Origin of the sequence: Comamonas nitrativorans (assembly GCF_042654765.1) — a bacterium.
Classification (GTDB): Bacteria; Pseudomonadota; Gammaproteobacteria; order Burkholderiales; family Burkholderiaceae_C; genus Comamonas; species Comamonas nitrativorans.
Genome location: NZ_JBHSEW010000008.1, coordinates 32312 through 45330 on the forward strand (window position 1 = coordinate 32312; position 13019 = coordinate 45330).

The 13019-nt window shown below is 65.2% G+C and carries 13 protein-coding genes; 4 read left to right on the forward strand and 9 right to left on the reverse strand.

Going from position 1 to position 13019, the window contains the following annotated elements:
* Window positions 1-41: 41 nt before the first annotated feature.
* Window positions 42-263, reverse strand: a complete 222-nt coding sequence (locus tag ACFO3A_RS09945) for a hypothetical protein (protein ID WP_377726004.1) — start codon at window positions 261-263, stop codon at window positions 42-44.
* Between the two features lie 96 nt (window positions 264-359).
* Window positions 360-950: an IMPACT family protein gene (locus ACFO3A_RS09950; RefSeq protein ID WP_377726005.1), complete on the reverse strand. Its 591-nt coding sequence runs from the start codon at window positions 948-950 to the stop codon at window positions 360-362.
* 60 nt (window positions 951-1010) lie between these two features.
* On the opposite strand from ACFO3A_RS09950, the gene ACFO3A_RS09955 reads away from it, so the two are divergent.
* A complete protein-coding gene (locus ACFO3A_RS09955) occupies window positions 1011-1487 on the forward strand; it encodes an Lrp/AsnC family transcriptional regulator (protein WP_377726007.1) in 477 nt (158 codons plus the stop codon).
* Window positions 1488-1535: 48 nt separating this feature from the next.
* Here ACFO3A_RS09955 and selD read toward each other — a convergent pair whose 3' ends face one another.
* Window positions 1536-2603: a selenide, water dikinase SelD gene (selD, locus tag ACFO3A_RS09960; RefSeq protein ID WP_377726009.1), complete on the reverse strand. Its 1068-nt coding sequence runs from the start codon at window positions 2601-2603 to the stop codon at window positions 1536-1538.
* Between the two features lie 123 nt (window positions 2604-2726).
* Here selD and mnmH point away from each other — a divergent pair, with 123 nt between their 5' ends.
* Entirely contained in the window at window positions 2727-3779 is a 1053-nt protein-coding gene (gene mnmH, locus ACFO3A_RS09965; RefSeq protein ID WP_377726011.1) for a tRNA 2-selenouridine(34) synthase MnmH, read from the forward strand.
* Here the strand turns inward: mnmH and ACFO3A_RS09970 are convergent.
* Together ACFO3A_RS09970 and ACFO3A_RS09975 are read right to left on the reverse strand one after the other, a co-directional pair.
* On the reverse strand, window positions 3763-4731 hold the full coding sequence (locus ACFO3A_RS09970) for a porin (protein WP_377726012.1): 969 nt from the start codon (window positions 4729-4731) through the stop codon (window positions 3763-3765). The two genes, mnmH and ACFO3A_RS09970, sit on opposite strands and share 17 nt — an antisense overlap.
* Window positions 4732-5108: 377 nt before the next feature.
* Window positions 5109-7220, reverse strand: a complete 2112-nt coding sequence (locus ACFO3A_RS09975; RefSeq protein ID WP_377726014.1) for a hypothetical protein — start codon at window positions 7218-7220, stop codon at window positions 5109-5111.
* A 276-nt stretch (window positions 7221-7496) separates the two neighbouring features.
* Between ACFO3A_RS09975 and ACFO3A_RS09980 the strand changes: the two genes are divergently transcribed.
* Complete coding sequence (locus tag ACFO3A_RS09980) at window positions 7497-9869, forward strand: Tex family protein (RefSeq protein WP_377726016.1); 2373 nt, start codon at window positions 7497-7499, stop codon at window positions 9867-9869.
* Between the two features lie 39 nt (window positions 9870-9908).
* On the opposite strand, the gene ACFO3A_RS09985 is transcribed toward ACFO3A_RS09980, so the two are convergent.
* Together ACFO3A_RS09985 and lexA are read right to left on the reverse strand one after the other, a co-directional pair.
* Entirely contained in the window at window positions 9909-10109 is a 201-nt protein-coding gene (locus tag ACFO3A_RS09985) for a hypothetical protein (protein ID WP_377726018.1), read from the reverse strand.
* Between the two features lie 105 nt (window positions 10110-10214).
* Window positions 10215-10850, reverse strand: a complete 636-nt coding sequence (gene lexA / locus ACFO3A_RS09990) for a transcriptional repressor LexA (protein ID WP_377726020.1) — start codon at window positions 10848-10850, stop codon at window positions 10215-10217.
* Between the two features lie 73 nt (window positions 10851-10923).
* Here lexA and ACFO3A_RS09995 point away from each other — a divergent pair, with 73 nt between their 5' ends.
* Window positions 10924-11886, forward strand: a complete 963-nt coding sequence (locus ACFO3A_RS09995) for an asparaginase (RefSeq protein WP_377726021.1) — start codon at window positions 10924-10926, stop codon at window positions 11884-11886.
* Between the two features lie 227 nt (window positions 11887-12113).
* On the opposite strand, the gene adk is transcribed toward ACFO3A_RS09995, so the two are convergent.
* Window positions 12114-12770 carry an adenylate kinase gene (adk, locus tag ACFO3A_RS10000; RefSeq protein ID WP_377726023.1) on the reverse strand — a complete coding sequence of 219 codons (657 nt, stop codon included), beginning with the start codon at window positions 12768-12770 and terminating at the stop codon, window positions 12114-12116.
* Window positions 12767-13006, reverse strand: a complete 240-nt coding sequence (locus ACFO3A_RS10005) for a hypothetical protein (protein WP_377726025.1) — start codon at window positions 13004-13006, stop codon at window positions 12767-12769. The genes adk and ACFO3A_RS10005 overlap by 4 nt, the downstream gene beginning before the upstream one ends.
* Window positions 13007-13019: the final 13 nt, after the last annotated feature.

Sequence of the window (13019 nt, forward strand, 5' to 3'; positions counted from 1 at the left end):
TCTACTATTTATCAGCGCAAGCAGCTATTTTTTATAGGTTTTCAGGCAAACAGATTGAGCCTGGTGCCCAGGTGGCCGTATTGCGCCAGGCTGGGTTGCAGCACGGCCATCTGGCTGGCGCTGGGGGCGGTGACCACCTTGGTTTCGGGCGCTTCCTGCGGGGCGCGGTGGCGCAGTTCCTGCAGGGTGACGGCGTCGGTGGTGCGGTTGTTGGCCCAGGCGGTGGTGGCATCGCGCAAGGCCCTGGCATAGCGGATATCCATGGCAAAGCTCCAGGGGGAAGTCTGGCCCGACTGTAGGCCCGGCCCGTCTGGTGCAATCGCCGGAAAAGCGGGGTGTTTTAGAGCGTAAACACGCTCTTACCAGTGTTCCAGCCAGGCGATGCGGCCCTGGCCGCCTTCGCCGATGCGCTCGGCCAGCGCGGGGGCGGCGGTTTCGGGCAACTGCCATTGCATGCGCACCATGGCCTGGTGATCGACCTGGGTCAGCGTGGCCCCGGCCTGCTCCAGCTCGCGGCGCAGCCAGCCTTCCAGAGCGTAGGGGAGCTGGCATTGCTGGGTCAGCAGGCGTTGCAGCGGCACTTTTTCCGCATGCAGCAGAGCCTGCGCCACGGCATCGGTGTAGGCCCGCACCAGGCCGCCTGCGCCCAGTTTGACGCCGCCGAAGTAGCGCACCACGGTGGCCAGCACGCCTTCCAGATCCTGGTGGCGCAGCACCTCCAGCATGGGGCGGCCTGCGGTGCCGCTGGGTTCGCCATCATCCACGGCAGCAGATTGCCCGCCCGCCAGCAGCGCCCAGCAGACATGCGCTGCGCCGGGGTGCAGCGCCCACAACTGCTGCACCACGGCCTGGGCGCTGGCGCGGTCGGGCATGGGCTGCACGCAGGCGATGAAGCGGCTTTTCTTGATGATGAGTTCGTGGTGAACCGGGGCGGAAATCGTCACTGGCATGGGGCGCATAGCTTAATCGCAACCGCTGGCACGCTGGGCGCTCATGCACAATCGCGCCCTATGGAATACCGTTTGGATGACATCGACCGCCAGCTGCTGCGCCTGCTGCACATGAACGCCCGCGCCTCTACCGCCCATCTGGCGCGGCAAATGGACCTGGCCCGCACTACCGTGGTGGCCCGGATTGCCCGGCTGGAGCAGGAGGGCGTGATTGCCGGCTACGGCGTGCGCCTGGGCACGCGCATGGAGCAGGCGGCCGTGCGGGCGTATTGCGGCATCCGGGTGCAGCCGAAGATGGCGCCGTCGGTGATGCAGGCGCTGAACCGGCTGGTCGAGGTGGAGGAGGTTTCCGCCGTCAGCGGCCAGTACGACTACATGGTGTTCCTGCGCTGCGAGAGCAACGAGAAGCTCGATGCCCTGCTGGACCGCATCGGCATGATCGACGGCATCCAGCAGACCTATACCTCGGTGGTGCTGAGCCGCAAGATCGACCGGCGCTCTACCGCGCCGGTGGGGATGGAAGCCAGCTCCTTATAAAATAGCTTCTTCCGCTGGATTTGTGAGCGTTCCAGAGAGGTTTTTGGCTTAATCGACCACCACTTGGGCGGGGCCAGCTAGCATTTTTCCGATAACACTGGCGGAACCGAAGCCGTGGCGGGCGAATGTTTCCAGTACCTGATCGACCACCTCGGGGCGGCACGACACCAGCAGGCCGCCGGAAGTCTGCGGGTCGGTCAGCACGGCGCGTTGCACGTCGCTGATGTGGCTGGCCAGTTGCACCTGCTCTCCATACGAAGCCCAGTTGCGCCCCGATGCGCCGGTGACGATGCCTTGCGCGGCCAACGCCGGTACGCCGGGCAACAGGGGCAGGGCGGCGGCGTCGATGTGGGCGGTCAGGCTGGCGCCCCGCGCCAGTTCCAGCGTGTGGCCCAGCAGGCCGAAGCCGGTCACGTCGGTCAGGGCATGGACGCCGGGCAGCTGCGCCAGATCGGGGCCGGGGCGGTTCAGTTGCGTGGTGGCGTCGATCATCGCGGCGTAGCCCGTGGCATCGAGCAGTTCCTTTTTCAGCGCCGCCGACAGGATGCCCACGCCCAGGGGCTTGCCCAGAATCAGCACGTCGCCCGCCTGGGCATCGGCATTGCGCTTGAGCTGCCGGGGATCGACGATGCCGATGGCCACCAGCCCGTAGATGGGTTCCACCGAGTCGATCGAATGCCCGCCCGCCAGCGGGATGCCTGCCGCGCGGCAGACGCTGGCGCCGCCGTCCAGAATTGCCGCGATGGTGCTGTGCGGCAGCACGTTGATCGGCATCCCCACAATGGCCAGCGCCATCAGCGGCGTGGCGCCCATGGCGTAGATGTCCGACAGGGCGTTGGTGGCGGCGATGCGGCCGAAGTCGTGCGGGTCATCGACGATGGGCATGAAGAAATCGGTGGTCGCCACGATCGCCTGGTGGTCGTTGATGCGATAGACGGCGGCGTCGTCGGCGGTTTCCGTGCCCACCAGCAGGTCGGGAAACAGCTGGGTGGGCAGGGTGCTTTGGCCGATCAGCTGCGCCAGTATCCCCGGGGCAATCTTGCAGCCGCAGCCGCCGCCGTGCGACAGGGAGGTGAGGCGGGGGGCGGCGGTGCTGGCGGCAGGATTTCGGGGCATGGCGGAAAGCTCTCCAGGAGGACAAAAACGGGCCAAATTGTAGCGGCGGGGCCGGTTTGGGCGGGGCGCGGGCCGTGGCGGCGACAATGGCCGCTGTTTTTGGTTTTTGCCCTATTGCCGCGTATGACCCACCGCCAGCCCGTCCGTGTCACGGAAATTGCCCAGTTCCACACCGTGATCGATGCCCGTTCACCGGCTGAATTTGCCCTTGACCATATTCCGGGGGCGATCAACTGCCCGGTGTTAAGCGACGAGGAGCGGGCCACCATCGGCACCCTGTACAAGCAAAAAGGCGCATTCGAGGCCAAGCGCCTGGGGGCCGCGCTGGTTGCGGCCAATCTGGCCCGCCATCTGCACACCGCCCTGGCCGACCGGCCCGCCCACTGGAAGCCTTTGGTGTACTGCTGGCGCGGGGGGATGCGCAGCGGCTCCATGGTCACCTGGCTGCGCCTGGTCGGCTGGGATGCGCAGCAACTGGCCGGGGGCTACAAAACCTACCGCCACCATGTGACCGAGCAATTGCGCAAGCTGGTGCCGCAATTGCGGCTGCGCGTGGTGTGCGGCGCCACCGGCAGCGCCAAGACACGGCTGCTGCACGCCCTGCAGGCGCAAGGGGCGCAAATCATCGATCTGGAGGGGCTGGCCTGCCACAAAGGCTCTCTCCTGGGCAGCCTGCCCGGGGTGGCGCAGCCCAGCCAGAAGGCGTTCGAGACGCAGTTGCTGGCGGCCATCGCCCGGCTCGATTTGGCCCAACCGGTGTTCATCGAGGGGGAAAGCGCCAAGATCGGCCGTCTGGCCGTGCCGCTGGAGCTGATCGGGCACATGCGCACCGCCCCGGTGGTGGAGGTGCAGGCGGCCCCCGATGTCCGGCTGCAATACCTGCTGCGCGACTATGCCTACCTGGGCGACGATGTGCCGCTGCTGTGCGAACGGCTGGGGCTGCTCAAGGAGCTGCAGGGCAGGGAAACCATTGCCCGCTGGCAAGCCTGGGCGCAGGCCGGCCATTGGGCCGACCTGTTTGCCGAGCTGATGGCGCGGCACTACGACCCGCAGTACCTGCGCTCGCAAACCCGCAACTTTGTGCACTGGGAACAGCGCCAACCGGTGCAGGCGCTTCGTTTGGACGAAGCGGGGATTGCCGATCTGGCCCGGCAGGTACTCAAAAACCGTGACTGATGCCGATGCCGAAGGTATTCACGGATTTATCCGGAAAAATATTGTGCGCCGCATCGGCGTAGAGGCTGGTTCTTCTGGACAGGTTGTAAGACCCGCCCAGGCTGAATATTTCTTTTTTCTTGTCTCCGTCCCGATTCAGGCGCCCCCAGCCGGCCCGCAGCGTGACAGGATTCATTTTGTAGAGCAGGCCCAGGGTGGTGGCCTTGGCCGTGGAGCCGTTTCTTTTGCTCACGTCGTACGAGCCCATCAGGCTGAGATGGTGGAACGTGGTTTTCCAGCCCACTACCGCATCCGTATTGCCCTGGCTGTTTTTTCCGTAACCCAGCATTCCGCTGAAGCGGGTATTTTTATAAAGCAGCACCGTCGCCAGGGGTTTGTTTAGGGCGGTGGCATCGGTTTCCGGTGACCCGCTCAGATGCAGAGAAAATCCATGCACCGACGGAGAATCGTAGTAAATACCGTTGTTCAGGCGGCCCCATTCCGGATGGTTATTGTTGCCTTGCGGATCGGATGGGTAATTGGAATTCCAGACATTCCAGGCCGGTGAGGCAATGCGGTGGAAATTGTCCCAGGGGTCGAAAAGCGATTGCTTGTCATAGATGGCATCCAGCCGCCGCCCCAGCTTTACCGCACCGAAGCGGCCGGACAGCCCGAGGGTGGATTCCCCGTGGAAAAACGGTTTGTTGAAGGATTCATTCTCCCCGGTGTCGGTTTCGAAGCGGTGACTGAGCATGACATGCGCACGCAGCCCGTTGCCAAGGTCTTCGGTTGCGCTGAGGGCGATATTGCTGCGTTTCAGCGGACCGATTTTTATGGTTTTTGCGCTGTCCCGATAAATACCGATATCTAGAAAACCGGAGATATTCACGCTCGACTGGCCGTGCGATACCGGAATGTTGATGGCCAGCGCTGCCAGGCAGAGCATGGATTTTTTCTGGATTTTTACTTTCATTGGATATCGATGTCCTTCCTGAATCCTGTTTTTGATTATTGGCCGTATACCGGGCCGGGGAGGATTCTAGAAACGCTTTATCAATATCCAGCACCTGCAGGGCGCAGAAAACGGGAGTCAAAAATATGCTGCCAACCGCCAGGAAAACCGGCTAAAAATGCGTGCAGAAGCTGGTAAATGGGGTGGACTTGAGCGCACTGTCGGCAAAAGATGCAATCCGGGGGTGATTTACCGTCATCAGCGCGGATTTTCGGCCTGTGGCGGGCCTAGCTTGCCCCCGCACGGCGCAGGCGCAAGGCCGCCAAGCCGCCAGATGGGCGGATGCCATGGCGGCAAGGCACTCAATGCAATGCCGTGGAGATCGTGAACAGGTTTTTTTAAGCCTTGGTATCCGGCGGGGCGGTTGGCTTGAATTCGAAGTTGTCGAAGTCCAGCCCTTCCAGATCGAACGGGAGGGCGGACGCTTCTTCGGCGGGCGGCGTGGGGGCCGCGCTTTCGGCTGCGTCGGTGGACAAGGGCCAGTCCAGCCCGAAGTCGGTCAATAGCGCATCGTCGGCGGTCGCCAAGGTGGTGGCGGGGGGCGCTGCTGTTTCTTCGGCCAGGGGGGGCAGTTCGGGCGACTGGGTTTGCGGCAGCGCTGGCAGTTCCAAGTGTTCTGGCAGCTCCGGCAGTCCGGCATCCTGGCTGGCGTCAAAGTGCGGCAGATCCAGCAGCGGCGCTGCCGCCGGCGCGGTCAGGGCCGCGCTGTTCTGGGCGGCGGCGATGGTGCTGGTACGCCCGGTCAGGCTGCCGCGTGTGGCTGCCGGGGTGGTCTGTGCAATGCCGTACAACAGCAGCAATTCATGGAAAGCCGTGGGCGCCAGCCGTGGCAGAGGCTCGGGCAGTGCCGGGGTTTTGGTCGGGTAGTGGATGGCTCCGCGCAGGAGTGCCAGCACTTCGTCGCTGGGCCACAGGGCCTCGATATGGGTGAGCAGGGTCGGGTACCCCTCCAGGAGCCCCGGGCCCTGGGCATGGTATTGGGCCAGGCTGGGGGCGTGGATGTTGAAGGCCGCTTCCAGGTCCTGGCGGGTCTGCTCGAATGCGTCGGTACGGCTGAGCTGGTAGAAAAAGTCCAGCAGCTTCAGGTAGGGCAGGGGCGAGCTGTTGCTGTCGCTGGCGATATGCGTCTGCAGCAGTGCGATGGCTTCGTCGTATTCGCCGATCGAGGCGTAAAACTCCGCCTGTTCCTGGGTGTCCAGAAAATCCTGCGAGGTCACGGTGAAGTAGGCCGAAGGCGGGCCCTCCTGGTCGTCCTCCAGAAAATTGTCTGCCTGGGGCAGCAAAAAACTATTCGGCTTGGCCGGGGGCGCAGTTTCTGGCGCTTCCTGGGGGGGAGCGGGTGGAGGAACAGGTTCGGGCGGGGCGGCAACCTCTGCCGCCGTGGTGACCGGGGTGGGAGCCGGCACAGGCGCCTGCACTGGCGCGGTGGCCGGGGCGCCGAATGTTGCGGGTGCCGGCTGTGCGCTGCGCACGGCTTGCATCCACCCGTCTTGCGCCTGGGTGCGTTCCACCCGCAGGCGGTGGAGCAAATAGGCAATGGCCAGCAGGGATGCCACCAGGGCGGCCAGGAGCAGGTACAGCCACAGGGGGACGGTGTCGGCCGCAGCAGTGACGGCCAGTTGGCTGGTCAGGGCCAGAATTTGTGCGCGGTCCTTCTTTTGTTGCTGCTGCAGGCTGGAGAGCTGTTTTTCCAGCTCCTGCAGGCGCTCGTCTGCCACTTCTGCGGCAGGCGTCGGCGCGAGTGCAATCGTCGTATCGGGCCGGGCAGCCGTGGCTTCGGCAGGGTCGTGGAACAGGAACAGCGTATCCATGCGCAGCACCGGCCGCGCGGTGGTTGCCGCCGCCTGCAGCGTGGTGTCCGCAGGGGCCGCTGCCGTCGCAGCGCTGGCTTCTGCGGCGGTGCTGGGGGTGGGCACGGTGGCGGGCGGAGCAGGGGGTGGCGGGGCGGGCTTTTTCGGTGCTGCGGGGCGTTTCGCGGTGGTCGTTTTGGGCGGGCTGCGGCGCGGGGCGGGCGGTGTGGCCGAGGCGGTGCCTGCTGTTGCCGATGCGCCGGGCCGTGGCGCACTGGCCGAGGCCGGCAGGGCGGGCGCTGGCGGCGCTAGCCCGGGCGGGTCGGCAAACAGCGTGTAGCTGCGCGAAACCTTGCCGGTACAGCCGGCAGAGAGGTGCAGCGTGGCCAATGGCTCATTGATCGCCTGCAGGGAGTGCAGGCGCACCGTGTGGGGCGGTTGCAAATCGGTGCGAATCTTCGCCGGGGTCTCGCCAAACAGCGCATGGGCTTCGATGCAGCTGCTGGCCAGGGTCTGATCCGGGTCCGGCGTGACGGTGATGCGGATATCCAAAGGGGCGCCAAGAACAACCGGGCCGTGGGGTGCGCCCAACGTCAGGGCGCAGGCTTGTGCCGCCGCAGTCAGGCAACCTATCCACAGGATGTTGTTTCGTAGTTGCACGCAGTCCTCTTTTTTCTTGACTTGCCGGGGTCGTGGTCGGGATGGATCGGTGCAGGTATTTTGCATTCCTGCGATGACCGATGAAACGGCAATGAGCCTAGGCTATTGCCGCTTGTCCGGGCGACTTCCCCGTTTTTGTTGCAAGCCTTAACCATTTGTAAGACGCGCTAGTGTAAGCCTTCATACCCTTATTTTGCGTGTGGCAAACTCGCCCTCTTTCTGATTTCGATCGTGCCCGGGAAGCGGTTTCCACCGGTTCCGGGCGCCAGACAGCACATGCAAAAAATCATTGGGCAAATTGCCGCAGAGTTGAAAGTAGGGGTGCCGCAGGTCACGGCGGCGGTGGAATTGCTGGACGGTGGTGCGACCGTGCCCTTTATTGCCCGTTACCGCAAGGAAGCCACGGGCGGCCTGGACGATGCCCAGTTGCGCGAGCTGGAAGTGCGCCTGGCCTACCTGCGCGAGCTGGACGAGCGGCGCACCACGGTGCTGAAGGCCATCGACGAGCAGGGCAAGCTCACCGACGCCCTGCGCCTGGCCATTGCCCAGGTGGCGACCAAGCAGGAGCTGGAGGACATCTACCTGCCCTTCAAGCAAAAGCGCCGCACCAAAGGGCAGATTGCCAAAGAGTTCGGCCTGGAGCCGCTGGCCGACCGACTGCTGGCCGATCCCACCCTCGACCCCCATGCGCAGGCCCAGGCGTTTTGCCAGCCGCCAACGGTGCTGGACGACGGCAAGCCCGGCCCGGACTTCTCCACCACCCAGGCAGTGCTGGATGGTGTGCGCGACATCTTGTCCGAACGCTGGGCCGAGGATGCCGCCCTGGTGCAGACCCTGCGCCAATGGCTGTGGGAGGATGGGCTGCTGCGTTCGCGTCTGGTGGACGGCAAGAACGAGCAGGACGCCGAAGTCGCCAAGTTCCGCGACTATTTCGATTACGAGGAGCCGATCGGCCGCATCCCCTCGCACCGGGCGCTGGCCGTGTTCCGGGGCCGCAGCCTGGAGATTCTGGATGCCAAGCTGGTGCAGCCCGAAGAAGCCGCCCCGGGCCAGATGAGCCTGGCCGAAGGGCGCATTGCCCTGCACCTGGGCTGGAGCCACCAGGGCCGCAAGAGCGACGACCTGCTGCGCAAATGCGTCACCTGGACGTGGCGCGTGAAGCTGAGCCTGTCGGTCGAGCGCGACCTGTTCACCCGCCTGCGCGAAGCCGCCGAGGCCGTGGCCATCAAGGTGTTTGGCGACAACCTGCGCGACCTGCTGCTGGCGGCCCCGGCGGGGCCCCGGGCCGTCATGGGGCTGGACCCCGGCATCCGTACCGGCGTGAAAGTGGCCGTGGTGGACAGCACCGGCAAGCTGCTGGAAACCGCCACCGTCTATCCTCACGAGCCGCGCCGCGATTGGGACGGCAGCGTGCATACCCTGGCAGCGCTGGTGCAGCGCCATGGCGTGCAACTGATTGCCATTGGCAACGGCACCGCCAGCCGGGAGACGGACAAACTCGCTGCCGATGTCATTAAATTGTGGCAAAAAGCCGCACAAACGCAGACAGGACAAGCGCTGCCAGCTCTGCAAAAGATAGTGGTCAGCGAGGCTGGTGCCTCCGTCTACTCCGCCAGCGAATTTGCCAGCCAGGAACTGCCCGACGTGGACGTGAGCCTGCGCGGTGCCGTCAGCATCGCCCGGCGCCTGCAGGATCCGTTGGCCGAGCTGGTCAAGATCGACCCGAAAAGCATTGGCGTCGGCCAATACCAGCACGATGTGAACCAAAGCGATCTGGCCCGCCAGCTGGGCAGTGTGGTCGAGGACTGTGTGAACGCCGTCGGCGTGGATTTGAATACCGCCTCTGCCCCGCTGCTGGCGCGGGTGTCCGGCCTGTCCGGCACCGTGGCCAAATCCGTGGTGCGCTGGCGCGATGCCCACGGGCGCTTCCAAAGCCGCAAGCAGTTGCTGGAAGTGGCCGGACTTGGCCCCAAAACCTTCGAGCAGGCCGCAGGCTTTTTGCGCATTCGCGGCGGCGACAACCCGCTGGACATGACCGGCGTCCACCCGGAAACCTACCCGGTGGTCGAGCGCATCCTGCAGACCACCGGCACGCCGATCGAAGCGCTGATGGGCCGCAGCGAAGTGCTGAAAAAACTCCAGCCCGCGCAGTTTGCCGATGAGCGCTTCGGTGCCATTACGGTGCGCGACATTCTGGGCGAACTGGAAAAACCGGGCCGCGACCCGCGCCCGGATTTCGTCGTGGCCCGCTTCAACGAGGGGGTGGAGGACATTGCCGACCTGCGCGAAGGCATGGTGCTGGAGGGCACCGTGAGCAACGTCGCGCAGTTTGGCGCGTTCGTCGATCTGGGTGTTCACCAGGACGGGTTGGTACACGTCAGCCAGATGAGCCACAAATTCGTCGAGGATGCCCGCGAAGTCGTCAAGACCGGCCAGATCGTCAAGGTGAAGGTGCTGGAAGTGGATGCGCCGCGCAAGCGCATCAGCCTGACCATGAAGCTGGACGCCGCCCCCGCCCGCCGCGATGGCCCGCGTGACAACCGCTTCCAGGCCCCGGGCCGGGGCGCTGCCGCCCGGCGCAGCGAACCCGCCGCCCCGCAAGGAGCCATGGCCTCGGCCTTTGCCAAGCTGCAGGGGCTGAAGAAGTAAGAGCGTAAACACGCTCCAGGTCTTGGCATGGGGGCCTGGCTATGCCCGCCGAATCTGGTTCTGGCGGGCCGCCAGTTGCTCCAGCGCTAGGCACACCTCCGAAAGTTTGCCGCTCAGGCTCAGGCGCTCCGGGTTGTCCGGGTCGCTGGCGCAGCGGTGCAGGCGCACGCAGGCAAACTGCGCCTGGTTGGCGGCGCGGCGGGGGGCTGTCGGTAATTGCGTAAAGCGGTAGGTCGGCATGGTGGTCTCAGGGGGCGATGGCGGAAATCAATGTTTTCGGCGCAAACCCGTCCCCCTGCCGCAGGAGCAGCACGGAGCCGGGGTGGCAAACGGCGGCGTGGGGGGTTAAAGCTGGGCGCGGATCAGGCCGACGGCCAGGCCCTCGATGGCAAAGCTTTCGGCGTCGTGTACCTCGATCACCGGGTAATCGGGGTTGGCCGGGTGCAGCCGGGCGCCGGTAGCGGTCAGTTCCAGGCGTTTGACGGTGACTTCATCGTCCAGCCGGGCTACCACGATCTGGCCGCTGCGGGCCTGCTGGCTGGCTTGCACGGCCAGCAGATCGCCGTCCAGGATGCCCAGGTCGCGCATCGACATGCCGCGCACGCGCAGCAGGTAGTCGGGGCGGCGCTCGAACAGGCTTTCGGGGACGCAGTGGGTGGTATCGACATGCTCCTGGGCGAGAATCGGCGAGCCAGCCGCCACGCGGCCAATCAGAGGCAGCACCAGGGTGTTGGCCAGCTGGGTGACTTGCTCTTGCGCCGCCTGCAGGCGCAGCCGGATGCCGCGCGAGGTGCCGCTGACCAGCTCGATCACGCCCTTGCGGGCCAGCGCCTTCAGGTGTTCTTCCGCCGCGTTGACCGATTTGAAGCCCAGGGCACGGGCAATTTCTGCCCGGGTGGGCGGTGCGCCGGTGCTGGCCATGGTGGTCTGGATCAGCGTCAGGATTTCTTGCTGGCGGGCGGTGAGTTTGGGCAGGGCCATGAACAGTATTCCTGTTGTTTTATACAGTACCTGTATTCTTGACCAGTTATTTTTCCAACGCAAGGGGGCAACGATGCAAAACGCCAACACCGACATCCAGACCAACACCATCGCGCTGATCGGCATGGGGGGCACCATCGCCGGGACGGGGAGCCTGGGGGGCGTGGGCTACCAGGCCGGCCAGATCGCGGCGCACGACCTGCTGGGGGGCATTCCCGTCCCCACGGGCTGGGCCGTGCATGCGCAGCAGCTGCGCCAGATCGACAGCAAGGACATTACCGATGGCGACTGGCTGGCGCTGGCGCAGGCCTGCCTTGCCCGGCTGTCCGACCCGCAGGTGGCGGCCCTGGTCATCACCCACGGCACCGATACGCTGGAAGAAACGGCCTGGTTCCTGCACTGCGTGCTGCCAGCGGGCAAGCCGGTGGTGCTGACCTGCGCCATGCGCCCGGCCAGCGCCTTGTCGGCCGACGGCCCGGCCAACCTGCGCGATGCCCTGGCCTGCGCAGCCGATGCCGGGGCGGCTGCGCAGGCCAGGGCCGGGCAATCCGTGCTGGTCGTTGCCGCTGGCGAAGTCCACGGCGCCTGGGCCGTGCGCAAGGCCCATGCCTACCGGGTGAATGCCTTTACTTCTGCCCCCGCCGCCCCCCTGGCCTGGGTGGAGGAAGGACGTCTGCGCTGGGCGCAGGCTGCGCCTGTAGCCAGGGCGGTGCCAACACCGCCTGCCCTGCCCGCCTTGCCGTGGCCGTGGGTCGAAGTGGTGACCAGCCATGCCGGGGCACGGGCGCAGGGGATCGATGCCTTGGTGGCCGCCGGGGTGCAAGGGCTGGTGGTGGCGGGCACCGGTAACGGCACCATCCATGCCGCCTGGCTGCCGGCCCTGGAGCGTGCCCGGGCAGCGGGGGTGCCCATCCTGCGCTGCACGCGCTGCGCCGAAGGCCAGGTGGTGCCGGCCCCGGATGAAGACGCCACCGAAATCACCACCCTGCCGCCGCTCAAGGCCCGCATCAGCCTGATGCTGCGGTGCCTGACGTAAGAACGTGTTTATGATCTCTGCGCGGCCGTGCAGTCGCGGCCTCGGGCGCTCTGCGGCGTTGCAAATCCTCGCCATAGCACCGCTATGGCTGCGGTTTGCGCCTAGCAGCGCATCCCGATCCGCTTCCCGCACCCCTTCGCGCAGAGATCGTAAACACGTTCTAAAAAAGCCCCTGCGGTCTGGCAGGGGCCGGGGGCGCATCGGGACGCCGATGGGATGGGGCGATCTCAGGCGTCCAGGGCGGCAAATGCGCGGGCGGTGATTTCCTCGACGCTGCCGGTGCCGCTGATGGCGCGGTATTGCGGCGCGGCCTGGGGTTCGGCCTTGGCCCAGTTGGAGTAGTAATCGACCAGCGGGCGGGTCTGGTCGCTGTAGACCTGCAGGCGTTTCTTGACGGTTTCTTCCTTGTCGTCGTCGCGCTGCACCAGGGGTTCGCCGGTTACGTCGTCCTGGCCTTCCACCTTGGGCGGATTGAATTTGACGTGGTAGGTGCGGCCCGAGGCGGGGTGGCTGCGGCGGCCGCTCATGCGTTCGATGATGGCGTCGAACGGTACGTCGATTTCCAGCACGTAGTCCAGCTTGACGCCAGCGGCCTTCATCGCTTCGGCCTGGGGAATGGTGCGGGGGAAGCCGTCGAACAAAAAGCCCTTGGCGCAGTCGGGCTGGGCGATGCGGTCCTTGACCAGATTGATGATGAGGTCGTCGCTGACCAGCTGGCCGGCATCCATCACCGCTTTGGCCTGCAGGCCCAGGGGGGTACCGGCCTTGACGGCGGCACGCAGCATGTCGCCGGTGGAGATTTGCGGGATACCGAATTTTTCGCAGATGAAAGCAGCTTGTGTGCCCTTGCCAGCGCCGGGGGCGCCCAACAGGATGAGTCTCATGGATTTCCTCGTGAAGTGTTGAAATTTTTTATGAACATGCCCGCTGCGGGCGGCTGGGCATGCGTAGGCGGGGCAAAGGATAGCACGCTCAAACCTGGCGATCGCTTACAAAACGTGCGCAGTGTCATGACCCCGGCAATCGTCAATTGCGGCGGATATGGGGGGCGATGCAGGCGCAGTTTGAATAAAAGAATAGCTTCTTGCGCTTTCTGTCGCTGGATATTGGATGCTTTCATATCCAATATCGTT